The organism is Rhizobium sp. 10N427, from assembly GCF_056394605.1.
Genome location: NZ_JBFTID010000002.1, coordinates 161,298 through 183,027, shown reverse-complemented (window position 1 = coordinate 183,027; position 21,730 = coordinate 161,298). Strand labels below are relative to the sequence as shown.

The 21,730-nt window shown below is 59.4% G+C and carries 22 protein-coding genes and 1 pseudogene; 13 read left to right on the top strand and 10 right to left on the bottom strand.

What is annotated here, in order from left to right; all coding sequences use genetic code 11:
• Nucleotides 1-6 precede the first annotated feature (6 nt).
• Nucleotides 7-333, bottom strand: a complete 327-nt coding sequence (locus AC1DIJ_RS05400) for a hypothetical protein (RefSeq protein ID WP_477831266.1) — start codon at nt 331-333, stop codon at nt 7-9.
• A 38-nt stretch (nt 334-371) separates the two neighbouring features.
• On the opposite strand from AC1DIJ_RS05400, the gene AC1DIJ_RS05395 reads away from it, so the two are divergent.
• Both AC1DIJ_RS05395 and AC1DIJ_RS05390 read left to right on the top strand, forming a co-directional pair.
• Nucleotides 372-626: a hypothetical protein gene (locus AC1DIJ_RS05395; protein WP_477831265.1), complete on the top strand. Its 255-nt coding sequence runs from the start codon at nt 372-374 to the stop codon at nt 624-626.
• A gap of 165 nt (nt 627-791) precedes the next feature.
• Complete coding sequence (locus tag AC1DIJ_RS05390) at nt 792-1,613, top strand: ImuA family protein (protein WP_477831264.1); 822 nt, start codon at nt 792-794, stop codon at nt 1,611-1,613.
• A 204-nt stretch (nt 1,614-1,817) separates the two neighbouring features.
• Here AC1DIJ_RS05390 and AC1DIJ_RS05385 read toward each other — a convergent pair whose 3' ends face one another.
• The 5 genes from AC1DIJ_RS05385 to AC1DIJ_RS05365 all read right to left on the bottom strand — a co-directional run bounded on the left by AC1DIJ_RS05385 (nt 1,818) and on the right by AC1DIJ_RS05365 (nt 6,854).
• Entirely contained in the window at nt 1,818-2,003 is a 186-nt protein-coding gene (locus AC1DIJ_RS05385; protein ID WP_477831263.1) for a hypothetical protein, read from the bottom strand.
• A 260-nt stretch (nt 2,004-2,263) separates the two neighbouring features.
• Nucleotides 2,264-3,562 (bottom strand): hypothetical protein, encoded by a 1,299-nt coding sequence (locus AC1DIJ_RS05380; RefSeq protein WP_477831262.1) that lies wholly within the window; start codon nt 3,560-3,562, stop codon nt 2,264-2,266.
• Nucleotides 3,563-3,651: 89 nt separating this feature from the next.
• Nucleotides 3,652-4,422: a metallophosphoesterase gene (locus tag AC1DIJ_RS05375; protein WP_477831261.1), complete on the bottom strand. Its 771-nt coding sequence runs from the start codon at nt 4,420-4,422 to the stop codon at nt 3,652-3,654.
• A gap of 96 nt (nt 4,423-4,518) precedes the next feature.
• A complete protein-coding gene (locus AC1DIJ_RS05370; RefSeq protein ID WP_477831260.1) occupies nt 4,519-6,492 on the bottom strand; it encodes an AAA family ATPase in 1,974 nt (657 codons plus the stop codon).
• Nucleotides 6,492-6,854 carry a hypothetical protein gene (locus AC1DIJ_RS05365; protein ID WP_113236506.1) on the bottom strand — a complete coding sequence of 121 codons (363 nt, stop codon included), beginning with the start codon at nt 6,852-6,854 and terminating at the stop codon, nt 6,492-6,494. Before AC1DIJ_RS05365 ends, AC1DIJ_RS05370 begins: the two co-directional genes overlap by 1 nt.
• A gap of 120 nt (nt 6,855-6,974) precedes the next feature.
• On the opposite strand from AC1DIJ_RS05365, the gene AC1DIJ_RS05360 reads away from it, so the two are divergent.
• Nucleotides 6,975-7,532 carry a helix-turn-helix transcriptional regulator gene (locus AC1DIJ_RS05360; RefSeq protein ID WP_477831259.1) on the top strand — a complete coding sequence of 186 codons (558 nt, stop codon included), beginning with the start codon at nt 6,975-6,977 and terminating at the stop codon, nt 7,530-7,532.
• Nucleotides 7,533-7,570: 38 nt separating this feature from the next.
• Here the strand turns inward: AC1DIJ_RS05360 and AC1DIJ_RS05355 are convergent, their stop codons facing one another.
• Nucleotides 7,571-8,125 carry a hypothetical protein gene (locus AC1DIJ_RS05355; RefSeq protein WP_477831258.1) on the bottom strand — a complete coding sequence of 185 codons (555 nt, stop codon included), beginning with the start codon at nt 8,123-8,125 and terminating at the stop codon, nt 7,571-7,573.
• Between the two features lie 343 nt (nt 8,126-8,468).
• On the opposite strand from AC1DIJ_RS05355, the pseudogene thyA reads away from it, so the two are divergent.
• The 7 genes and pseudogenes from thyA to AC1DIJ_RS05320 all read left to right on the top strand — a co-directional run.
• Nucleotides 8,469-8,747, top strand: a pseudogene (gene thyA, locus AC1DIJ_RS05350) (thymidylate synthase); the annotation flags it as partial.
• A 149-nt stretch (nt 8,748-8,896) separates the two neighbouring features.
• A complete protein-coding gene (locus tag AC1DIJ_RS05345; protein ID WP_477831257.1) occupies nt 8,897-9,862 on the top strand; it encodes a GGDEF domain-containing protein in 966 nt (321 codons plus the stop codon).
• A 58-nt stretch (nt 9,863-9,920) separates the two neighbouring features.
• A complete protein-coding gene (locus tag AC1DIJ_RS05340) occupies nt 9,921-10,442 on the top strand; it encodes a dihydrofolate reductase (protein WP_112387029.1) in 522 nt (173 codons plus the stop codon).
• A gap of 149 nt (nt 10,443-10,591) precedes the next feature.
• Nucleotides 10,592-11,683 carry an FtsH protease activity modulator HflK gene (hflK, locus tag AC1DIJ_RS05335; RefSeq protein WP_112387030.1) on the top strand — a complete coding sequence of 364 codons (1,092 nt, stop codon included), beginning with the start codon at nt 10,592-10,594 and terminating at the stop codon, nt 11,681-11,683.
• Between the two features lie 3 nt (nt 11,684-11,686).
• On the top strand, nt 11,687-12,625 hold the full coding sequence (gene hflC / locus AC1DIJ_RS05330) for a protease modulator HflC (RefSeq protein WP_112387031.1): 939 nt from the start codon (nt 11,687-11,689) through the stop codon (nt 12,623-12,625).
• A 10-nt stretch (nt 12,626-12,635) separates the two neighbouring features.
• Nucleotides 12,636-12,821 carry a DUF2065 domain-containing protein gene (locus tag AC1DIJ_RS05325; protein WP_112387032.1) on the top strand — a complete coding sequence of 62 codons (186 nt, stop codon included), beginning with the start codon at nt 12,636-12,638 and terminating at the stop codon, nt 12,819-12,821.
• 103 nt (nt 12,822-12,924) lie between these two features.
• On the top strand, nt 12,925-14,577 hold the full coding sequence (locus tag AC1DIJ_RS05320; RefSeq protein WP_112387033.1) for a DegQ family serine endoprotease: 1,653 nt from the start codon (nt 12,925-12,927) through the stop codon (nt 14,575-14,577).
• A 2-nt stretch (nt 14,578-14,579) separates the two neighbouring features.
• Here AC1DIJ_RS05320 and AC1DIJ_RS05315 read toward each other — a convergent pair whose 3' ends face one another.
• Nucleotides 14,580-15,137 (bottom strand): GNAT family N-acetyltransferase, encoded by a 558-nt coding sequence (locus AC1DIJ_RS05315; protein WP_112387034.1) that lies wholly within the window; start codon nt 15,135-15,137, stop codon nt 14,580-14,582.
• Nucleotides 15,134-16,024 (bottom strand): phosphoserine phosphatase SerB, encoded by an 891-nt coding sequence (gene serB / locus AC1DIJ_RS05310; protein ID WP_112387035.1) that lies wholly within the window; start codon nt 16,022-16,024, stop codon nt 15,134-15,136. The genes AC1DIJ_RS05315 and serB overlap by 4 nt, the downstream gene beginning before the upstream one ends.
• Here serB and miaA point away from each other — a divergent pair, their 5' ends adjacent.
• Nucleotides 16,025-16,924 (top strand): tRNA (adenosine(37)-N6)-dimethylallyltransferase MiaA, encoded by a 900-nt coding sequence (gene miaA / locus AC1DIJ_RS05305; protein WP_112387036.1) that lies wholly within the window; start codon nt 16,025-16,027, stop codon nt 16,922-16,924.
• Nucleotides 16,925-16,928: 4 nt separating this feature from the next.
• On the opposite strand, the gene AC1DIJ_RS05300 is transcribed toward miaA, so the two are convergent.
• Nucleotides 16,929-18,974, bottom strand: coding sequence for a helicase HerA domain-containing protein (locus tag AC1DIJ_RS05300; RefSeq protein ID WP_112387037.1), 2,046 nt, complete (start codon nt 18,972-18,974; stop codon nt 16,929-16,931).
• Between the two features lie 347 nt (nt 18,975-19,321).
• Between AC1DIJ_RS05300 and AC1DIJ_RS05295 the strand changes: the two genes are divergently transcribed.
• Both AC1DIJ_RS05295 and ilvN read left to right on the top strand, forming a co-directional pair.
• The gene (locus AC1DIJ_RS05295) at nt 19,322-21,118 is read left to right on the top strand and encodes an acetolactate synthase 3 large subunit (RefSeq protein WP_112387038.1); all 1,797 of its coding nucleotides are present in this window, start codon (nt 19,322-19,324) and stop codon (nt 21,116-21,118) included.
• A gap of 22 nt (nt 21,119-21,140) precedes the next feature.
• Entirely contained in the window at nt 21,141-21,713 is a 573-nt protein-coding gene (ilvN, locus tag AC1DIJ_RS05290) for an acetolactate synthase small subunit (protein ID WP_112387039.1), read from the top strand.
• Nucleotides 21,714-21,730: the final 17 nt, after the last annotated feature.

Sequence of the window (21,730 nt, the reverse complement as noted above, 5' to 3'; positions counted from 1 at the left end):
GCCTCCTCAATCCTGATAGGGACCGTGAAGGCTTTCCTTCTCGACTTCAAGCCTGCCGATCTCGGCGGACAGCATGTGGTCGTACCCGGACAGAAGATCGAGAAGTTGGGCAAGCGGCAAAGGCGAGGGGGCGCAGCCGTCGTCGGGATGCAGCATGATCTCTCCTGTTTCCATCCGTTCGATGTAGTCGCGGACCGTATCGCGCTCCCTGATCCGCGCCTCCAGGCTTGCGATGGTGCTCGCGATCATGACTTCTTCATCACTGCGGCTGAATAGCGTGCCATCCAACCTGGCGAGACGACGGTGTTCGAATGAAACGATGTTGTCGATCATGCTCAATCCTCCTTCTGGGGTTTCGCAGAAATGGTGAGTTGGCATCTGTCGATGCCGTCGGCGGCATTCATGCGGTCGCATCCGAGGCCGATCCGACGACGCAGCTCTTGCATCGAGATGGATGCGCCATGGCGTTTCACGACAGCTTTCCGATCGAGGTCGTCACTGCGGTCGCAGGCCCGGCAGTCGACGCGCAGAACGCGACCGCGCACCTGTCGGAGAATAATGTCCTCGTCGGAGGAATTTTTTCTTATTTTTTCGATTGTGCTCATCAGTGGATGGACGCTCGTTAGCTCTTTGAATTCGTTTCCTGATCGCTCGAAGAGCCGCTGAGGACTGTCATTGGATGGCCGATTTCGACCCGAACATCACGATTGACTCACATATCGATCAGGAACAAAAAGGGAACATACTCGCTTTGAGGCGAAATGGAAACCCGGTTATAGACAGAGGTCGCGATGGCGCAGGGTGCCTCCAATCTTGTGATCTCGGAGCTGCGGGAGCGCATCCAGCATCTCGAAGGCACCTCCCCACGCAAGAAGCATGTCCTGCCGTTAGGCATTCCGGAGATCGACGACCGCCTGCCGGCTGGTGGATTGGCCTATGGCGCTCTGCACGAGTTTGCGGGTGGAGGAGCGGGCACCGTCGACGGCGCGGCCGCGGCGCTGATGGTTGCAGGCATTGCCGCCCAGACAAAGGGCCAGGTCGTCTGGTGCCTCACGCGACCTGATCTCTTCTTCCCGGCCTTGGCCCAGGTAGGTCTTCACCCGAACCGCGTCATTTTTGTGGAAGGCGATAAGGAAGAAGACGTCTTGGCCTCGATGGAAGAAGCCCTTGCCTACGGTGGCCTCGGTGCGGTGATAGGTGAATTGGTTCGCTTGCCGATGACGGCGTCGCGCCGTCTCCAGCTTGCCGCGGAAAGGACCGGAACCATGGGGTTGGTAGTCCGACGATGGCGTCGCCAGACGGAAGCGACGGACTACGGTCAGCCAACGGCTGCAACGACACGGTGGCGTGTGAGCGTGCTTCCAAGTGAACCGCTTCCGGTTCCGGGCATCGGTCGGGCAAGATGGATGTTGGAACTGATAAGGGTGAAAGCCGGCGAGTGTGCGGACTTCGTTGTCGGAGCGTGTGATGCCACCGGTCATCTCAGTGTATTTGATGGGATCGTTGAGGGGGAGGCACGGCAAGGCGATCCACCTCTTCCAGCTGAACAAGCAATCGCAAAAATGCTAGCGACCAGGGCATATCACCGGAGGGGTTCACCGATCGGTGTGTAGCATGTCTCCACAGTGCGAATGTCCGAATTTTTCAATGGCGGCCAAGCAGCCTTATCGAACGATACCGCCAAACCTCAGGCCGTTGGCGGCGAGGGCGGCAGAATTGGGGTATTTTAGCAAATGAACACTAAAGCTCAAGAGACTTGGAGCTCGGCGAGGCCGCCACACGACGATAGCGAAGATATGCTTACAGTTTAGGACGGGCTATGTCCGTGGCAGGTCCAGCAGGCCGCCCTCAATGATCAAGTTGACGGCCTCTTCGCAAAGCTCCTCGGCGCTCCTCGTGAAGGTACCGCCGGAGCTATCCAAAATTTTCATCAGCCTGCTGGCAGCCAGCTTCCGTTGTTTCACGGAAATTGATCTATTTTCCATATGGTTGGTCTCGGTCATCCGTGTTCTGCCATTTTTGTGAATTGCCGCATTACATGATGATCAAGCAAGCTCGCGTTGACGGCAAGTGCCGGCGCGCGTTTCGGTGGGCGCGCGTGACCCTATTTCAATTGAGCTATTGACGATACTGATGGGAACCTCGACGCTCTGGTTTTTCGTGAGTTGAGGCGACCGGCGTCATCCATCTCGATCGAACCCGCCAAGCACGCGCTCTGTTTGATGACCTTGTGGGGGCGACGGTAGATTGTGCCCAGAATTCATCAATTTGCCAGATGCGGTAAATGCGGGTAGAGCCGGGCGGCAACAAGCTTCCTGACTGCCATGGCAAGAGGGTCGTTGAAAATTTCCAGTGCCCGTCGTGCCTCTTCCGGAGGTAACCAGCCAACGTCGATGCGCCAGAACTTGTAGAACAATTCATCGAAGTCGAACCTTCTGATCCAGAGTATGGTATCGATCGCCTGTTCACGCGTTTGAGGCGGCAAGCGAAACACGGACTTCGTCTGGTCATCCTGGGTGGCGTTCACTGACGTATAGACCTCAATGTCAGCTTCCGTGATCTGGGAGAACTGGTCTATGGCGTATCGGATGCCATCCGGCATGTGATCGCATGCATCGTCAACCGCGCGCAGGAAGCGGGGCTCATTCGTGAAGTCAATGCCCCATTCCGTAGGATTCTCTCGCCATAGCACTGTCTCCGCAGCCTCGGTCCAATTGTAGTTGTGAAGCATCCCGAGCAATCGAAGAATGTTCATGACCTTTGGATGAGCTCGCGCGGCTCGTTTTGCGCCTTCAGAATGATGTAGAGCCTCAAAAGTGTCTTCCGGGGGACGAGGATGCTCGTCCTCGGTCGGTGGTAGGAACACGATCAACCCGGATTGTCCGGCTAGATATAGGATCGCCACTGCAACGTCGTCCAGCCGCGGCAGTATTGCCGGCAGCGATGGATTGAGGCGCGGTATCGCTCCGTCCACCGTTTCATCGGCATGGCCCAGTGCTACGAGCGTCTCGCAAGCGACTTGATAGGGCGTCAGAAAATCATGATACCAACGGGTCTTGCTGCTGCCCGGCAAGTTGTCAGAGAGGAATTCAATGACCGGAGCAACCCACAGCGGCACTGATGGCTCTCGCTCCCCGCCAGGCTCGATGGCGGTTTCTGCGGAGCCCATGAAGCGTGAGTGGACGAAGCTTCCGCTGATAAGCACTGCAATTTCAAGGCTTATGCCGCGACCTCGCAAGTGTAGGTGTTTTTCACCTTGCAACTCTACATCGGCGATTTCACTGTCAGTGACGTCAATGAAGTCTCGCACGACCCGCGCGGGCACCTTGAACACAGCGTCGTTCACGAATTCGACGACAATGGTTTCCGCGAGGCTGTCGTAGTTGACGGTGCGCGGTTGAGGGTGAGGCGCGTCGGCGATGTTGTCGGCATTTCCAGCTCGCCTAACGCTCCTTCGTTTAATTGGCTGAACGCCTATGTCGTCGAACGCGGAGCCGAATGACAGACTTGCGTTGCTCTCGACCGTGTCGTCATTTGACCCGTTGGGACCCTTGCTCACCATTTGAAACGCTTTCCCTCTGAGGTGTCTCACATCGAATGGCTGTCCCTCCATTCGTAGGCATTTTCGACGCCATCGCTGCCCGAGCTGAACTAGACCTCTACGACGAGCTCAGGGTTGAAGCCCGTTCTCTCTCCCGGATATCCCCGCGGGTTCGACAGGACGAGAGTCTCACCGATCCGGTACTCGTTGTGATGGTGAACATGGCCGTGAACCCAGATTTTCGGCTGCGCGTCCAGGATCAGTTGCTCAAGGTGGGAGGCATATGCCGAAACCACAGGGTCGTTCCGGTACCAGCTGGAAACGGAACGAATGGCTGGTGCGTGATGCGTTAACACGACCGAGGTCTTATCGGTGCAGGCTGCAAGTTCGGCAGCGATGAACGCCTTGCTCTCCTGATGTTTGCGCAACGTGTGGATCGGTTTGAGCTTCTTGAATGGCCGCTTCTGGTATTTGATCCGCTTGTAATCATTCATTCCCTTCGCGACGTCTTCCATTGCAAAAATCGGATCGCGCCCTCCGAGCCGGAAGTCGGTCCATAAGGTGCAGCCAATAAAACGCACGTCGCCGATATCAACCGATTGGTTTTCCAGAAAATGGATATTCGGATATTTAGCGGCGAACTCCCGTCCGTCGTGAATGCCATCTTCGAGGGAAGCTGAGTAAAACTCATGATTTCCGGCAACGAAGACGACGGGTATGTGGCGTGCGATGGTTTCAGCAAACCATTGGATGGTCGGCAGCACACCCTTTGTCATTACGTCGCCCGCGCAGACGAACACATCGGCATCGCCGGGTAGAAAGGTGTGCTCAAAGGGTTTGCCGAATTCGAGATGGAGGTCGGAGGCAATCCATAATTTCATTGTTTCGCTTCACTTTCCGATGTTTCCGGAATTGATGCCGTCAGTCACTGGGTCTCTCCGCGGCGAGTGACCAAGGGGTATCAACGGCGGTATCGTTCAAATGGCTATTTGGCGAGGCGGCTTAGTGAGACTGACTTTCGGTCTTCGGTGCCATTCAAGGATTTCAGAGACGTTACGACCCGGTAACGATCGTTTTTCCACTAGCTTTCCGACGATCTCGTCCAAAGCCGCACGGTTCTCTGAAATAATCGATTTTGCCCTGTCGAACGAGCCGGAGATCGCTGCATCGGTATCCTGCCTGAGCGCCGGATTGTAGTCGCGAAGCCTTTCGAGACGACCGGGAGACGGGTCTTCAACAATCAAGGTTTTTCCCATGCCCATGGCCCCTTCGACGATCGTCGCAAGGTGGGTGACGATGTTCAGGTCGGAAGCGTCCGAGCCTGCCGAGAAATCCGAGAAGCACCCGAACACCTCGGTTTCCGCGGCCACGCCACCAAGGCAGACGCACATCTGGTCAAGGTAGAAGGCGCGCGTCCTTCGGGTGAATGCAGAATGTCTATATGAGACTTCACCCAAGGTGCTAACTTGTTCACCTTCGATCTTGTGACTGGACAGTCGGATGTCGCCTACGGGAAAACCCATTGTGGCCGCCACAACTGCGTGACCCGCCTCGTGGACTGCGATGGCTTGGATGTAATCGTCCGGGAGAGCGACTACTGGCGGCAAGTGCTCAAGAATGTGGGCTGACGTCAGCGATTCATCGCGACGACGAGCAGTTCGTTTCGCGTCACGCGTGATCCGTCTGATATCGGCTCCCGACAGACCGGAACTTGCGAGATCGAACACTTCTGCATGAGCGTGATCGAGATCGACTTGGCCGTAATGCTTCAGAATAGACAGTCTGGATGCGCCGTCGAGAGGCGGGATTACTAAATGGCGATCCAACCGTCCGGCGCGCCTGATAGCTGGATCAAGGTGTTGGGGATGGTTGCACGCGGCAACCACCACCACACCGGATCGGCGGTCGAAGCCATCTAGGAGCTCCAGAAATGCTGTGATCACAGCTCTTGCGTAGAGCTGATTACCATCCTTTGTCCCTCTGTTGCCCAGGGTATCAACTTCATCGACAAACAAGACCGCGGGCGCGACCGCCTTAGCCTCGTTGAACGATTGGCGCATCGCCTTGAGGTGAGAGTCCAATGAACCCGCCTCCTGCCAAGCGGCGGGGGAGCCATAGATAAGAGGGACGTTACAAGTGCGAGCAAGCGCGTTGGCAAACATTGTTTTGCCGGTGCCAGGCGGGCCCGACAGCAGAACGCCAGGGTCGACTTCGTCCCATTCGATCTTGCCAGCTTTGTAATGGGCAAGATCAACAGCAAGATCGAGACCCCAATCGGCCGCCGCACCGAGACCATGCAGCTGGGCAAGCGTTGGCCCGGCGTCTTCAATTTCCGAGCCAGTGGGCGGAATGTCGGATCGGCGGAATTGCTTCAGTCGTTGAAAAGAGACCAACGGCGAGCGGCGGTCTTGGAAAGCCTTGTCGAGACGAGACCACGGTTCAGATAGTAGAAGCTCGACGTGTTCTTCGATTATCGGCAGTCCGCTTCGGCGGAGAGCGGCTTCCGCATGACGCCTGCAACGAGGAGCAACATCTACGACCGCATCCGCAAACAGCTTGGCATCGTCATCAAGGTCCTTGAACGGCTCCTTGATGAAAATAGATCGATCGTTGTCCAATGCTTCTTGCTGGTCACGGTACGACTGAGTTCTGCCCCACACGTTCACGATGAGCCGGGCACCGAGCTTGTTCGCCACACGGTCGAGAAAGATACGAGCGGCGCGGACATACGATTCCGGTGAGAATTCATCTGGCAGACAGACGGTCACAATAAACTTGGAGCCAATCCGGTTCCAGGGCCGGAGTGCTGCCGCCAGACCGCAAAACGCCATAAACACTGGGATCGTCATGAGCGCGCCGACAGCAGGTTCATTCGCCTTCCAAGGAACTAGCGGCTTTCCAACGCGGTCGCTAAGTAATTTGTCGTCGTCGGGACGAAGCCAATCCTCCATCACAGCGTATCCTCCAAGAGGATCGAATTTGCTCTGAGGCGCTCGCCCCAGTATTCGGGTTCGACGCGCGTCCCAAGGCGGTACCAACGGCTCATTGTCCGGGCAATTCCGCGGTCCGGGTCGAAGTAGAATAGTTCACTGGAAAATGCAGCTTTGCCATCAGTGATCGCCGGGTGCCCCAGTGCACGGCCGACGAGGCATGGGACGACCCTCTTTCCTAAAGTCCAGGTGTTGAACGCCGCGCTTGGCGAATTCGCTCCGATGCAGTTCTCGATATCCGCAAGATCGTCGGCGAGCAAACGCAGCTTCTGAACCAACGAAGGATGCGGCCTTCCCAACCATTCTGGAACTGACTCGGTCATGTGAACTACCCTCGGAATCAAATGTCGGAGATATTTTTACATTTAATCCCAAATGTGCGCGTCATTGTCAAATGAAAGACGCCATTTGACATTCCCATTTTCCACCGGTTCTTCGAATTCATGAAGTCTTACGCTCCTCCCGATGCACTACGGGCGGCCCGCGCCTTGTCGCGGTTGTCGCAGCAGGAGCTATCGAAAAACATTCAAGTTACCCGGCAGAGCATTTCTGCTGCCGAAAATGACGCGTCGGCCCCATTTCCTACGGTTTCGAAGATGCGCAGCTTCTACGAGGAACAGGGGCTGCAGTTTGTCGGCATAATTGATATCGATACGGGGACCATCAACGCCGCAGGTGTATGTTGGAGACGTCCCGAGACTTTCCCGCCTTCTCAAAGCGAGGCGTCAAAATATCATGCAGAGCCGAACGGCACGGCGTTCGTAGCGGCAAGGAGCCTCCTTGGTGCGAGCAGAGCCGAGGTTGCCAGCAAGTCGGACATTTCCTTCAAGGATTTGGCTGCGCTTGAAGCAGGAACCGAATACTCCGGCGAAGCGCATCAACGTTTGCGCGCCTACTACAATGAGAACGGCATTGAATTCATGGGTACGGGCGACGTTCGGACGGGACGCTACTATGGTGTCGGTGTCCGTTGGGCCGTTCTAGGGCCGGCGACTGAGTGATGCCGGTAGCGTAGACGGGTTGATGCCTGTTGGGTGGCCTAACCTTGTTTGCGAAGCTCTGCGCGCGCCTCTAAGAGACGCTCCAATGCGCCGAGTTTAGCTTCCTCAATGGTGGTGTACATTCTGGGGTCGTTCCTGACAAACTCGTCGTCAAACCGGTTTTCCAGCCGAACCGTTACCCCGAAGCCTGAACCTTTCCTCCAGATCGAGATATTGAACCCTCGAGAATTGATGAATGGATTGCCAATTCGGGAGGTTTTCCACTCTCTTTTGGGCCAGTCATTTCTTATCCGCAGGTCGGTTCGGTATTCCCGTTCGCGTTTCTCGGGGCCGTAATGGTCATCTTTCTGTAGAGCTTCAGCGCACTTCAACCCTACGAGGATGCCGTCAGGAAAAATCTGGTGGACCAGCACGTGAGCATACCGAACCCTCGCGTGCTGGCACATCTCGCAAATCGCATCTTCACTGCCCAGGTCCTTGAAGGTTGAAAAGCGCCATCCATCGCGGGGGAACGTCCTGTCCTGCCATCTTCCGGAATCTATCCGGTGGACCTGATCGTCTTTGTCTCCGACATCTTGGAAGGCAGTCGTCAACAATTCTCTCCCTTGCACGCGAACGAGGCATCTTGCGCTTCGACACGATTGGCAGGATGAAAACATTGAGCGACGGCGTCAACCCTGCGGCGGGGGGTAAAGGCCCGGACCTACGGCCGGGAAAAGCGGCGTTGCCGAAGTGCCACCCAACATGGCCTCCAAGTTGAAGAACGCTCCATAAGCCCCGGACCTACGGCCGGGGAAAAGCGACATTCGTCGAGGAAAGGCCGAGTACGTACAAGCTTATTTCGCCGTGTAGTGATTGGACATAGTCGAAATAAGCTTGTACTCGGAGAGGTAACAAAACGTGATAATAGCGTTTAAGGGTAAAATCATGAATCGTGGAAAACCCTTCAACATCGCCTCCTACGCGCTGCTGACGATGATGGTGGCGCAGGTGACCGGGCTGAAATACGGCGAGTTCGTTCACACGCTCGGCGACACACACATTTATCACAACCATTTCGAGCAGGCGAAGCTGCAGCTGACGCGGGATCCAAAGCCGCTGCCGCGGATGCTGATCAAGCGCGATGTGAAGGATATCTTCGACTTCAGGTTCGAGGACTTTGAACTCGTCGGCTATGACGCCGATGCCAACATCAAGGCGCCGATCGCCGTTTGAGGCTTCGCAACTTCAGGCAAGAGCAGGCCGCATCTGCGACGGAAAACGTCACTTTGCAGCAATGTCTGAAAATCGGCGGCATTCCATCAGTAAGATCTTAATAGATCTCGGTTATTTTCGCCCGCTTAGGTGAAGCTCCCGGGGCTTTTATGGACGATACTGACCTCCTTCCTCCAGACGTTCTTTCGTCGATGCTGATGCGCATGTTCGAGTTTGCGCCGATTGCCATGGCAATCACCACCAGCGACACGAGGACGTCGAGCTACGCGAAGGTCAATGATGCCTATCTGAAGTTGACCGGGCTGAAGTGGGAAGAGATCAGCGGCAAGAAGCTGACCTCCGATGGCGCTGCCATCGACAATCCGGCGCGCGACCGCCGCCACCGTATGCTGGCCGAAGAGGGCGCCTATGTCCTCGAGGAAGTCGATATCCGCCATGCCGACGGAACGATCATCCCGACGTTGATTTCCGCGCAGAGAACGATCGTCGACGGCGTCTCCTTCGATGTCGAAGTGATCATGGACGTCTCGGCCCGCGTGCGCCATCAGCGCGAGATCGAACTGGCGCTCCGGGCGTCGGCGCGCACCGATGCGCTCTCCGGATTACCGAACCGGGCCTGTTTCGACGAGACGCTTGCCGAGCAGATCGCAGCAGCGCGTGCCGCCGACAAGGCGATGGCGCTCGCCTTCATCGATCTCAACGGTTTCAAGGCGGTCAACGACCGGCTCGGACATGGCGCCGGAGACGAGGTGATCCGCACGCTTGCCAGCCGCTTCCGCGACAGTTTCAGGGCCAACGACTTCATCGCCCGAATCGGCGGCGACGAGTTCGTGGTGCTGATCGAGGTCGATCCGGTGCTCATTCATGATGTGCGCCATACGGTCAACGACGCCGCGGAGCGTATCTTCAAGCCGATCGCCATCGACGGCGCCATTACCGAAGTCGGCGCGGCCGTCGGCGTCGCGCTGCTCGAGCCGTCGGATACGCCGGCTTCCTTCGTCAAGCGGGCCGACAACTACATGTATCTCGCCAAGCAGACGGGCGATCGCGTCGCCGTCATCTGGCTCGGCAATCCGCATCCGCAGCAGGCGATAGCCGGGCGGGCGGTCGGCTAGCTTTCCTTTTGAGAAGCGGTTAGGTGTCGCGCTCGGCAATCAGTGCAGAGGGGCGGCTATGTCTGGCATCGTGAAGACAATCGTTGTTGCGGTCTCCGAAAACGGTATCATCGGCCGGGACGGCGATATGCCATGGCGGCTGTCAACCGATCTGAAACGCTTCAAGGCGCTGACCTCGGGAAAGCCGTTGGTCATGGGCCGCAAGACCTATGAGTCTATTGGCGGCAAGCCGCTGCCGGGTCGTCCGCATGTGGTGATTTCCAGGCGCGCGCAGATCGACCACCCTGATGTCACCATGGCACACTCACTTGCTGAGGCAGTGCGGGTCGCCGAGGACCTTGCACATACCACTGGTGGCAGCGAGATCATCATCGCCGGGGGCGGCGAGATCTATGCGCAGTCGATGGCGATTGCCGATCGCCTGTGCATCACGCATGTCGAGACCGAGGTCGAGGGCGACACGTCCTTTCCTGCGATCGACGCGTCATTGTGGAAGCCGGTCCAGACACTCGACGTGCCCGCCGGCGAAAAGGACAACTATCCGACGCGTTACGTCGTCTATGAGCGCCGTAACGGCTGATAACGAATTATTTTCCAAGAAAGAACACCAAGTCCTGCATGTCGCGTTGAAAGCAGGGGCGGCGATACCTATAACGGTCACAATCGCTTACCGTCTGCCGCCCCCGCGGGCATTATGCGATCGGGAGTTCAACGAACAAAGAGGTTTTGATGCCCTGGAGCAATCAGAATGGCGGCGGCGGCCCATGGGGCGGCGGCGGCGGTAACAACAATAATCAGGGACCATGGGGGCAGGGCCCGAACCGTCCGAAAGGCGGCGGTGGGGGCAAGGGCGGTCCGCCCGATCTCGAAGACATCATTCGCCGCGGGCAGGATCAGCTCGGCAAGATCGTACCTGGCGGCTTTAACGGCGGCGTGGCACTGATCGTTGTTGCGATCCTTGTGGCGTTCTGGATTTTCCAGTGCATCTACATCGTCCAGCCGGACGAGCGTGGCGTGGAACTGCGTTTCGGCCAGCCGAAGCAGGAAGTTTCGATGCCGGGCCTGCACTTCCATTTCTGGCCGCTTGAAACGGTCGAAACGGTCAAGGTCACCGTGCAGCAGCAGAATATCGGTGCCACGTCCTCTGCATCCTCGAGCGGCCTGATGCTCTCGGGTGACCGCAGTGTCATTAACGTGCAGTTCGCCGTGTTCTTCACGGTCAGCGATCCGAAGGCCTATCTCTTCAACGTCGAGAACCCGGCAGAGACGCTGCAGCAGGTTTCCGACAGTGCGATGCGCGAAATCGTCGGACGCCGTCCGGCGCAGGACGCATTCCGCAGCAACCGTCAGCCGATCGAGACCGATGTTCTCAATATCGTGCAGGGAACGATGGACCGCTACAAGGCGGGTATCACCGTCACCGGCGTGACCATCCAGAACGTTGCTCCGCCGCGTGAAGTCTCCGATGCCTTCGAAGAAGTGCAGCGTGCAGGCCGCGACCGCGACAGCACGATCGAAGAGGCAAACCGCTACACCAACCAGCGGCTCGGTCAGGCGCGAGGCGAGGCGGCTCAGATCCGCGAAGATGCCGCCGCCTACAAGGACCGCGTCGTCAAGGAAGCCGAAGGTGAAGCGCAGCGCTTTACTTCGATCAACGACGAATATGCGAAGGCCCCTGACGTGACGCGCAAGCGTCTGTTCCTGGAAACCATGGAACAGGTGCTGAAGAATTCGAAGAAGGTCATCATCGACGAGAAGCAGGGGGTCGTACCCTACCTGCCGCTCAACGAAATCGGCAAACCGGCACAGCAGGGAGGTTGAGCCATGACATCCAATAAACTTCCCGCGGTGCTGATCGCGCTCGCGGTCATCCTCTTCATCGTCTATTCGTCGGTCTTCGTGGTCAATGCACGGGAGCAGGCGATCGTCGTCCGCTTCGGTCAGATCCAGTCGGTCAAGACCGAGCCGGGCCTCTATTTCAAGCTGCCGTTCGCCTTCATGGATGCGGACCGCGTCCAGTATGTCGAGAAGCAGGCCCTTCGCCTCGACCTCGATAACATCCGCGTACAGGTGCAGGACGGCCAGACCTTCGATGTCGACGCCTTCGTCATCTACAACATCGCCGATGTCCGCCGCTTCCGCGAAACGGTTTCGGGTGACCGCGAAGCTGCCGAAGCACGCCTTCGCGCCCAGCTCGATTCGTCGCTACGCCGCGTCTACGGTCTGCGTGACTACAATGCCGCTCTTTCCGAAGAGCGCGTTGCGATGATGCTGGAGATCCGTGACGATCTCCGGATCGATGCCGAAAACCTCGGACTCAACATCGACGACGTCCGCATCCGCCGTACCGATCTTTCGCCGGAGGTTGCGCCGAACACCTACAACGCCATGCGCTCCGAGCGTCTGGCGGAAGCCGAGCGTATCCGCGCATCGGGTAACGAAGAAGGCCAGCGCCGCCGTGCCGTCGCCGACCGTCAGGTTGTCGAGATCACCGCGGAAGCGCAGCGTGATTCCGAAATCCTGCGCGGTCAGGGCGATGCGGAACGCAACCGGATCTTCGCCGACTCCTTCGGCAAGGATCCGTCGTTCTTCGAGTTCTACCGCTCGATGTCGGCCTATTCCTCGGCGCTGTCGTCGCAGGACACGACGCTGGTTCTGTCGCCGAACTCGGAGTTCTTCCGTTACTTCGACAGCTCGACCGGCGTGCCGTCCGTACCGCCGGCTGCTCCGGCTCCGGCAACACCTGCCGCACCGGCAAACTGACAATAGAAGAATGCAGGATTTCCTGACGGGACTTGCATTCTTTCTCATCATCGAGGGGCTGGTCTATGCACTGGCCCCTCGTTTTCTTGTGCGCATGTCGAAGCTTCTGCCATCGATCCCCGAGCAGCAGATTCGTGCCTTCGGACTGGCCGCTGTTGGCCTTGGCGTGGCCTTGGTCTGGCTTCTGAGACGCTAAGTTGAGATTGCGCGGGATTTCGCGAAAAGGTGATTTCACGCTCCATCATTCCGCCCTATGTTGGTGGTCAGACTGCCGCTTTGACCTGACATGAGGAAGCTTGATGGCCCCCACGACACGCCCGACCTTCAGACGATCGCTCGCTCTCCTGGCCGGCGCTGCCCTTCTTGCCAATATCGGTCTTGCCGGCTCCGCTACAGCCCAGGGAACGCCGCCGGTAAATGGCCCGGCTTCCGTCGCCGATCTTGCTGAAGGCCTTCTCGACGCCGTCGTGAACATTTCGACATCGCAGAACGTGAAGGACGACGAAGGGGCGGGCCCGGCGCCGCGTGCGCCCGATGGCTCGCCGTTTCAGGAATTCTTCAACGACTTCTTCAACAAGCAGCAGGGCGGCAAGGGCGGCGGCAACCACAATGTCAGCTCGCTCGGCTCCGGCTTCGTCATCGATCCGGCCGGCTATATCGTCACCAACAATCACGTCATCGAAGGCGCGGACGACATCGAAATCAACTTCGCCAACGGCACGAAGCTGAAGGCCAAGCTCATCGGTACGGATACCAAGACCGACCTTTCCGTCTTGAAGGTCGAGCCGAAGGCGCCGCTGAAATTCGTCAAGTTCGGCGATTCCAGCGGCATGCGCATCGGCGACTGGGTGATGGCGATCGGCAATCCGTTCGGCTTCGGCGGCTCGGTGACGGTCGGTATCATTTCCGGCCGCGGCCGCAACATCAATGCCGGCCCTTATGACAACTTCATCCAGACGGATGCGGCGATCAACAAGGGCAATTCCGGCGGTCCGCTGTTCAATATGAAGGGCGAAGTCATCGGCATCAACACGGCGATCATTTCGCCGAGCGGCGGCTCGATCGGCATCGGCTTCTCGGTGCCGTCGGAGCTCGCTTCGGGTGTTGTGGCGCAGCTGCGCGAATATGGCGAGACGCGGCGCGGCTGGCTCGGCGTTCGCATACAGCCTGTGACCGACGACGTCGCCGACAGCCTCGGCCTCGATGCCGCCAAGGGCGCGCTTGTCGCAGGCGTTATCAAGGGTGGACCAGTCGATAACGGCTCGATCAAGGCCGGCGATGTAATTCTGAAATTCGACGGCAAGGCGGTCAACGAGATGCGCGATCTGCCGCGTGTCGTTGCCGAAAGCCCCGTCGGCAAGGAGGTCGATGTCCTCGTGCTCCGCGACGGCAAGGAGCAGACCGTCAAGGTGACGCTCGGGCGTCTGGAGGATAGCGATCAGGCTGCCGCGGCGAGCGGCGATAGCGGCGGCTCTTCGGATGGCGGTGTGATCAACCCCGATCCTGGCGAAAACGACGATATGGACGAGCCGGATAGCGGTCAGGCTCAACCGTCGCCCGACAACAAGGGCACGGAGAACAAGGCACCGGATGCCAAGGGAAATCAGGGCCAGGCGGACCAGCAGGGTCAGGTGGCGCCGGATGCGGCATTGCCGAAGAACGTGCTCGGCCTGTCGCTGTCGCAGCTCAACCCCGATATCCGCAAGACCTTCAACATCGCCGAGAGCGTCGATGGCGTCGTTGTGACCGAAGTGACGCCCGGATCGGCTGCTGCAGAAAAGGGCTTGAAGCCCGGCGACGTGATCGTCGAGGTCGCCCAGGAATTCATGAAGTCACCGGATGCGGTGGCCGCCAAGGTTCAGTCCCTGAAGCAGGAAGGCCGCCGCAACGCCCAGATGATGATCGCCGCCGCCAACGGCGACCTGCGCTTCATCGCTGTGCCGATGGAGTAGGCTCAGCCGCGCTCGGGCGCGCTGATGGCGTAGAGGACATGGCGCACGAATTGCGGCGCCGTGTCCGGCACCTTCGGGTGATCGAAGTCGCGCTCGGGGCGGTGAGTCATGCCGATGCGCTGCATGACAGCGCGGGAGCGGCGGTTTTGCGGGACGGTGAAGGCGACGATCTCGGTGAGGCCGTGGTCCTCGAAGCCGTGTTTGAGCAGCGCCGTTGCGGCTTCGCTTACATAGCCGAAACCCCAATGGCGCTTTGCCAGCCGCCAGCCGATTTCGACGGTACCGTTAGGGATCGCTGGCTCATGCGAGGTCCGCACGATGCCGCAGAAACCGAGCGTTTCGCCTGTGGCCGTCAGTTCCAGAGCGTAAAAGCCGAGGCCAGTTTCGGCGATCGTTCTTTGAGCATAGTCGAAAAATTCGTCCGATTCCGCGCGGTTGCGCCGCTTCGGAAAAAATTCCATGACATCAGGATCGGAATTGATCTCGTGGAAGAGGTCGCGATCCTGCTCACGCCAGTTGCGGATGATCAGGCGCTCTGTCGTGAGGATGGTCTCGGTCATGGCGTGACGAAATCCGTCTTGCGATAGCCCTGGATGTAGAGCAGGGCGGTGAGATCGCTGTGGTTGATGCGCATCTTCGCTTCGGCGGCGACGGCCGGCTTGGCGTGGAGCGCAACGCCGGAGCCTGCGAGATGGATCATGCCGAGATCGTTGGCGCCGTCACCGACCGCCATCGCTTCTTCGGGCGAAATGCCGAGCTTTTGCGCGATGTCGTTCAGCGCATCGACCTTGGCCTGCTTGCCGAGAATCGGTTCGGCGACGAAGCCTGACAGGGTGCCGCTCTCTTCGAGCAGCAGGTTGGCGCGGTTCTCGTCGAAGCCGAGGGTCGCGGCGATGCGGCTGGTGAAGACGGTAAAGCCGCCGGAGACCAGGGCGGTGTAGAAGCCCTTGGCCTTCATCGTAGCGATCAGTTCCGGGCCGCCCGGTGTCAGCGTGATGCGCTTGGCGATGACATCATCGACGACGGAGATCGGCAGGCCCTTCAGCAGCGCCACGCGTTCGCGTAGTGCCGGTTCGAAGGCGATCTCGCCGTTCATGGCGCGGGCGGTGATGGACGCCACCTTGTCCTTGAGGCCGACTTCGGCGGCGAGCTCGTCGATGCATTCCTGGCCGATCATCGTCGAATCCATATCGGCGATCAGCAGCTTCTTGCGGCGCGTCTCGGCCTCCTGCACCACGACATCCACAGGCTCATTGCCGATGACGGTGCGGATCGCGGCCTCCGCCTCTGCTGCATTCGAGCCGTCGCGAAGGGCGATGTCGCAGGCAATTCCGTCTGCCAGCCAGTAGAGACCGGCGGCACTGACGCTGTCATGCGCCTTCTCGGCAAGCGCCGGTGACAGAACGGGGTTTGACGGATTGGCAACAAGCGTGGCAACGAGAGCCATATGGAAAACCTTCTGAGCACAAAGAGTGCGATCCTGATAACCGGGCCGACCGCCAGCGGCAAGTCCGCGCTTGCCGTGAAGCTGGCAAAGCAGCATGGCGGCGTCGTGATCAATGCCGACAGCATGCAGGTCTATGACACGCTTAGGGTGCTGACCGCCCGTCCGTCCGGCGAGGATATGGAGGGCGTACCGCATCATCTCTACGGGCATGTGCCGGCGGGCGCGGCATATTCGACCGGTGCCTGGCTGCGCGACGTCACGGCGCTGCTTCCGGAGCTGCAGAGCAGGGGGCAATTGCCAGTCTTCGTCGGAGGCACGGGGCTGTATTTCAAGGCGCTGACCGGGGGTCTGTCCGACATGCCCGAAATTCCGGATGCGATCCGGGCGCGGCTCAGGCAGCAATTGACCGAGGAGGGGCCAGCAGCACTCTACGCGGCCTTGCAATCCAGGGATCCGCCGATGGCCGAGAGCCTCAATCCGGTCGATGGCCAGAGGATTGTCCGGGCGCTCGAAGTCTTCGAGGCGACGGGACGGTCGATCGCGGAGTTCCAGGGAAAGGCCGGACCAGTCATCGTCGATCCTGATGCCGCAGAGAAAATCGTCGTGCTGCCGGATCGTGCGGTCCTGCATGAGCGCATCAACGGCCGTTTCGAGAAGATGCTGGAGCAGGGTGCAGAGGACGAGGTGAGGGCGCTGCTGGCATTAGCGCTTACGGCCGACATGCCCGTCACGAAGGCGATCGGCGTTTCTCAGATCGCCGCGATGTTCGAAGGCCAGATGACCCGCGCCGAGGTGATCGAAAAGGGCTCGGCTGCGACGCGCCAATATGCGAAGCGCCAGATGACCTGGTTTCGCAATCAGATGGACGAGAGCTGGACGCGGCTTTCGCGGACCACCTAAGCAATCAGTCCTTCTTGTAGAGGCTGCTCAGCGGCTTCTTGAGAATGCTTTCGCGCAGTGGCGATGTTCCTGGCTCCCGGCGGATCGACGGGGCCGGTTCCTGGTTGCCGAATACGCGGGGCTGGCTGGCCTCTTCCCGGCGTATCTCGCGCCGCAGCGCTTCAAGGCGGCTGTCGATCGATCCGGCGGCTGCCGGTTGCTGATCCTGAGATGCGTAGGCTCGCGGCAGCATATCCGGCCGGTAAGGATCGGACGGCGACATCGGAGGTGCTGTGACCGGCTGCGGATAGGGTTGCCCTTCCGGCGGCTCCTCGTCGTCGAATAACATGTCGCTCTGCATCGCGGCGCTGAAGCTATTCTGGAACGACGAGATGTCAGGTCCTGCAGCGCCGCTGACGGCACGCATGCGGCTGACGATCTTGCGCAGATCGACGGTATCCGGATCGTCGTCCGAATGTTTGGCCGTGGCGCCATTGGCTTTCGGCAGCAGGTGTTCCGGCACCCGCGAGAAGCGCATGCGCATCGGAACGCTGATCGCCTCGCCGAAGGCGATGGCCTCGCCATTGCCGATCGAGGAGATGAAGCTTGTCGTCGAGATCGACGAATTCGGGATCGCCGAGCGGATGATTTCCTGGTCGCGGTCGTTGGCAAGACGCATGGCAAACAGCGTCGAGCACTGCGACAGGATCGTCTGGTCGAGTTCGCCGGGGCGCTGGGTGATGATGCCGAGCGACACGCCGTATTTGCGGCCTTCCTTGGCGATACGGGCAATGGCCTGTCTTGTCGGAACGAAGCCTAGCGTCGGGTCTGCCGGAATGTAGCGGTGCGCCTCTTCGCAGACGACGAGCATGTGGATCGCGCCTTCGCTCCAGAGGCCGACTTCGAAGGCCATGCGGCAGAGTACCGAGGCGACCGAATTTACGACTTCGGAGGGAATGCCGGAAAGCTGGAAGGTACAGATCGGGCGGCCTTCGCCCGGAATGCGAAAGATCTGTGCCACGGTCTCGGTGATCGTGTCGGAGATCGTGTTGTTGGAGAACATGAAGTGATAGCGCGGGTCGTTGATCGCCGCGATGATGCGCATCTTCAGGGATCGCAGGAACGGCTTTTCGGCGCGGCCTTCCAGGCGGCCGATGCGTTCGTCGATCAGCGCCAGCAGATCGGCCATGCGATAGGGAACCGGCGTATCGGCGGTGATCGAGCTCTTTTCCGTCGTGCGGCGCACCAGCGAGCTGTCGCTGCCGCGGAAGGCGCGCTTGGCGTCCGGCATGATGTCGCGCAACATGTCCAGCTCTTCGGGAACCGGCGGACGGCCGCGGAAGACCACTTCGGCGAATTCCTCCAGCCGCATCAGCCAGAAGGGCAGGTCGAGCGTATCGGTGTCGATGACGACGGAATGTTTGGGGAAGGCGGCTGCGAACTCGTTGTGCGGGTCGAGGATCAGCACGCGCAGCTTCGGATCGGCTTCGATCGCCTTGTTGAGCAGCAGCGAAACGGCGGTCGACTTGCCGACGCCTGTCGAGCCGACGACGGCGAAATGCTTCGACAGCATCGAGGGCACGTGGATCGCCGCGTCGATGCTTTCGTCCTGGGTCAGATTGCCGATCACAGCGGTGGTACCTACGCCTGCATCGTAGATCCGCATCAGGTCGGCCGAGCGGATGCGGTGGGCGACGGCGCCAAGATAGGGGTAGCGCGAGATGCCGGTGGAAAACTCCTCGCGTCCGTCTTCTTCGACGCGCACTTCGCCCAGCAGTTCGGCCTCGATGCTGAAGCCGTTATCCTCGCCTTCACCCCACATGTGGGAGCCGGTATTCATCTGATAGACGAGGGCGACGACGCGATTGCGTCCGACGCTGATCGAAATCAATCGTCCAACAGACCAGAGTTCGGTAAGATCAGTGCCGCCGGCTTCGGCGACGGCGGCGATTGTTGTGCGGGATCCGCTGCACGCGACGACACGGCCGAGAAAACGGTTTCCCCGTTTCCCCATATCGCGGCGGTCATGCTCGCCGGCTTTACCTGACGTCTGCAAGTCGTTGTTGCGCAACGGCCTACTCCCTGCGTTAGCGGACAAAGATATGATTTATCTTTTAACAAATGGTTCCGGCCCTTAATTCTGGAGGGTGAGAACCTGTAGGAAAGGCTTTCCAGCAGGACGGTTTTTTATTTCGGCTGGCGTTGACGCTACGAAATTTTCTGTCTATCAATTGCCCCCATGAAAATAGCAGCAATTCTTATTGTGGTGGGAAAGCGCATGGGCAGGATGGTGTAACCATCCGGCGGTAGCCACCCATGCGCTAGATGACAGGCTCCCTAAGGGGCCTTTTTTTATGCCTGAAATTCAGGCTTGCCGACCACAAACTTCAATCCCAGCAGTCAAAACGGAACAGAAAAATGACGGGCACGGACAACCAGACGGCAGACAGCAATCGGATGACGGGAGCGGAGATCGTACTCCGGGCGCTGAAGGACAACGGCGTCGAGCATATCTTCGGATATCCGGGTGGCGCCGTGCTTCCGATCTATGACGAGATCTTCCAGCAGGACGAGATCAAGCACATCCTGGTGCGCCACGAGCAGGGCGCCGGCCATGCGGCCGAAGGCTATGCGCGCTCCACCGGCAAGGTCGGCGTCATGCTGGTCACTTCGGGTCCGGGTGCGACGAACGCCGTTACGCCGCTGCAGGACGCGCTGATGGATTCGGTTCCGCTCGTTTGCCTCAGCGGTCAGGTTCCGACCTCGCTGATCGGCTCCGACGCCTTCCAGGAAGCTGATACCGTCGGCATCACCCGGCCGTGCACCAAGCACAACTGGCTGGTCAAGGACGTCAACCAGCTGGCGGCGATCATTCATGAAGCCTTCCGCATCGCGCAGTCCGGCCGCCCGGGTCCGGTTCTGGTCGATATTCCGAAGGACATCCAGTTTGCGACCGGCACCTACACGCCGCCATCCGCGCATATCATTCAGAAGAGCTATCAGCCGAAGCTCGAAGGCGACCTGAACCAGATCCACGCCGCGATCGAGCTGATGGCGACGGCGCGCCGTCCGATCATCTATAGTGGTGGTGGCGTCATCAATTCCGGTCCGGAAGCCTCCAAGCTGCTGCGCGAATTGGTCGAGCTCACCGATTTCCCGATCACCTCGACGCTGATGGGTCTCGGCGCTTACCCGGCATCGGGTAAGAATTGGCTGAAGATGCTCGGCATGCATGGCTCCTACGAAGCTAACATGGCGATGCATGATTGCGACGTCATGGTCTGCATCGGCGCGCGTTTCGACGACCGCATCACCGGCCGCCTCAACGCCTTCTCGCCGAACTCGAAGAAGATCCATATCGACATCGACCCGTCGTCGATCAACAAGAACGTCCGCGCCGATATCCCTGTTCGTGGCGACGTCGGCAGTATCCTCGAGGATATGGTTCGCCTGTGGCGGGCGCTGCCGAACAAGCCGGCGAAGAGCCAGACGGCGGACTGGTGGGCCGACATCAACCGCTGGCGCGCGCGCAACTCGTTTGCCTATACCAAGAGCAACGACGTCATCATGCCGCAATATGCGCTGGAGCGGCTCTACGAGCTGACCAAGGATCGCGACACCTACATCACCACCGAAGTCGGTCAGCACCAGATGTGGGCAGCGCAGTTCTACGGTTTCGAAAAGCCGAACCGCTGGATGACCTCGGGCGGCCTGGGCACGATGGGCTACGGCCTGCCTGCAGCACTCGGCGTCCAGATCGCCCATCCGGAGAGCCTGGTCATCGACATTGCCGGCGATGCCTCTATCCAGATGTGTATCCAGGAAATGTCGGCGGCGATCCAGTATGAGGCGCCGATCAAGATCTTCATCATGAACAACCAGTATATGGGCATGGTCCGCCAGTGGCAGCAGCTGTTGCATGGCAACCGCCTGTCCAACTCCTATACCGAAGCGATGCCTGATTTCGTCAAGCTGGCGGAAGCCTACGGCGCTGTCGGCCTGCGTTGCGAGAAGCCCAGCGAGCTCGATGCGACGATCCAGGAAATGATCGACGTCAAGAAGCCTGTCATCTTCGATTGCCGCGTTGCCAATCTCGCTAACTGCTTCCCGATGATCCCGTCGGGCAAGGCGCATAACGAGATGCTGCTGCCGGACGAAGCGACAGACGAAGCGGTCGCCAATGCCATCGATGCCAAGGGCCGTGCGCTCGTTTGATCTGAAGTAGAGGAAGAAGACAATGAACGCACACCTACAGCCGACCGGTTCCGCCTACTTCATTTCGCCGGAAACCGCTGCCGCCGAGAGCCACACGCTTTCGGTCCTCGTCGACAACGAGCCGGGCGTCCTTGCCCGGGTCATTGGCCTGTTTTCCGGCCGCGGCTACAACATCGAGAGCCTGACGGTCTCGGAAACCGAGCATCAGGCGCATCTGTCGCGCATCACCGTTGTGACGCGCGGCACGCCGCAGGTGCTGGAGCAGATCAAGGCGCAGCTGGAACGCATCGTTCCCGTTCACCGCGTCGTCGATCTGACGGTGCGGGCCCGCGAACTCGGCCAGGACCGGCCGATCGAGCGTGAAGTGGCGCTGATCAAGGTCGTCGGCTCCGGCGATGCACGCGCCGAGACGCTGCGCCTTGCCGATGCCTTCCATGCCAAGGTGGTCGATGCCACAGTCGATCATTTCATTCTCGAGATCACCGGCAAGTCCTCGAAGATCGACCAGTTCGTCTCGGTGATGAAGCCACTCGGCCTCATCGAAGTCTGCCGCACCGGCATTGCGGCGATGAACCGTGGGGCGCAGGGCATGTAAGCCTGACGCTGATCGGC

What these genes read in the sequence shown, in the direction of transcription:
- AC1DIJ_RS05400 (WP_477831266.1), bottom strand. Translation starts at nt 333, where the DNA reads ATGATCGACAACATCGTTTCATTCGAACACCGTCGTCTCGCCAGGTTG.
- AC1DIJ_RS05390 (WP_477831264.1), top strand. Translation starts at nt 792, where the DNA reads ATGGCGCAGGGTGCCTCCAATCTTGTGATCTCGGAGCTGCGGGAGCGC.
- AC1DIJ_RS05385 (WP_477831263.1), bottom strand. Translation starts at nt 2,003, where the DNA reads ATGACCGAGACCAACCATATGGAAAATAGATCAATTTCCGTGAAACAA.
- AC1DIJ_RS05380 (WP_477831262.1), bottom strand. Translation starts at nt 3,562, where the DNA reads ATGGTGAGCAAGGGTCCCAACGGGTCAAATGACGACACGGTCGAGAGC.
- AC1DIJ_RS05375 (WP_477831261.1), bottom strand. Translation starts at nt 4,422, where the DNA reads ATGAAATTATGGATTGCCTCCGACCTCCATCTCGAATTCGGCAAACCC.
- AC1DIJ_RS05370 (WP_477831260.1), bottom strand. Translation starts at nt 6,492, where the DNA reads ATGGAGGATTGGCTTCGTCCCGACGACGACAAATTACTTAGCGACCGC.
- AC1DIJ_RS05365 (WP_113236506.1), bottom strand. Translation starts at nt 6,854, where the DNA reads ATGACCGAGTCAGTTCCAGAATGGTTGGGAAGGCCGCATCCTTCGTTG.
- AC1DIJ_RS05360 (WP_477831259.1), top strand. Translation starts at nt 6,975, where the DNA reads ATGAAGTCTTACGCTCCTCCCGATGCACTACGGGCGGCCCGCGCCTTG.
- AC1DIJ_RS05345 (WP_477831257.1), top strand. Translation starts at nt 8,897, where the DNA reads ATGGACGATACTGACCTCCTTCCTCCAGACGTTCTTTCGTCGATGCTG.
- AC1DIJ_RS05340 (WP_112387029.1), top strand. Translation starts at nt 9,921, where the DNA reads ATGTCTGGCATCGTGAAGACAATCGTTGTTGCGGTCTCCGAAAACGGT.
- hflK (WP_112387030.1), top strand. Translation starts at nt 10,592, where the DNA reads ATGCCCTGGAGCAATCAGAATGGCGGCGGCGGCCCATGGGGCGGCGGC.
- hflC (WP_112387031.1), top strand. Translation starts at nt 11,687, where the DNA reads ATGACATCCAATAAACTTCCCGCGGTGCTGATCGCGCTCGCGGTCATC.
- AC1DIJ_RS05325 (WP_112387032.1), top strand. Translation starts at nt 12,636, where the DNA reads ATGCAGGATTTCCTGACGGGACTTGCATTCTTTCTCATCATCGAGGGG.
- AC1DIJ_RS05320 (WP_112387033.1), top strand. Translation starts at nt 12,925, where the DNA reads ATGGCCCCCACGACACGCCCGACCTTCAGACGATCGCTCGCTCTCCTG.
- AC1DIJ_RS05315 (WP_112387034.1), bottom strand. Translation starts at nt 15,137, where the DNA reads ATGACCGAGACCATCCTCACGACAGAGCGCCTGATCATCCGCAACTGG.
- serB (WP_112387035.1), bottom strand. Translation starts at nt 16,024, where the DNA reads ATGGCTCTCGTTGCCACGCTTGTTGCCAATCCGTCAAACCCCGTTCTG.
- miaA (WP_112387036.1), top strand. Translation starts at nt 16,025, where the DNA reads ATGGAAAACCTTCTGAGCACAAAGAGTGCGATCCTGATAACCGGGCCG.
- AC1DIJ_RS05295 (WP_112387038.1), top strand. Translation starts at nt 19,322, where the DNA reads ATGACGGGCACGGACAACCAGACGGCAGACAGCAATCGGATGACGGGA.
- ilvN (WP_112387039.1), top strand. Translation starts at nt 21,141, where the DNA reads ATGAACGCACACCTACAGCCGACCGGTTCCGCCTACTTCATTTCGCCG.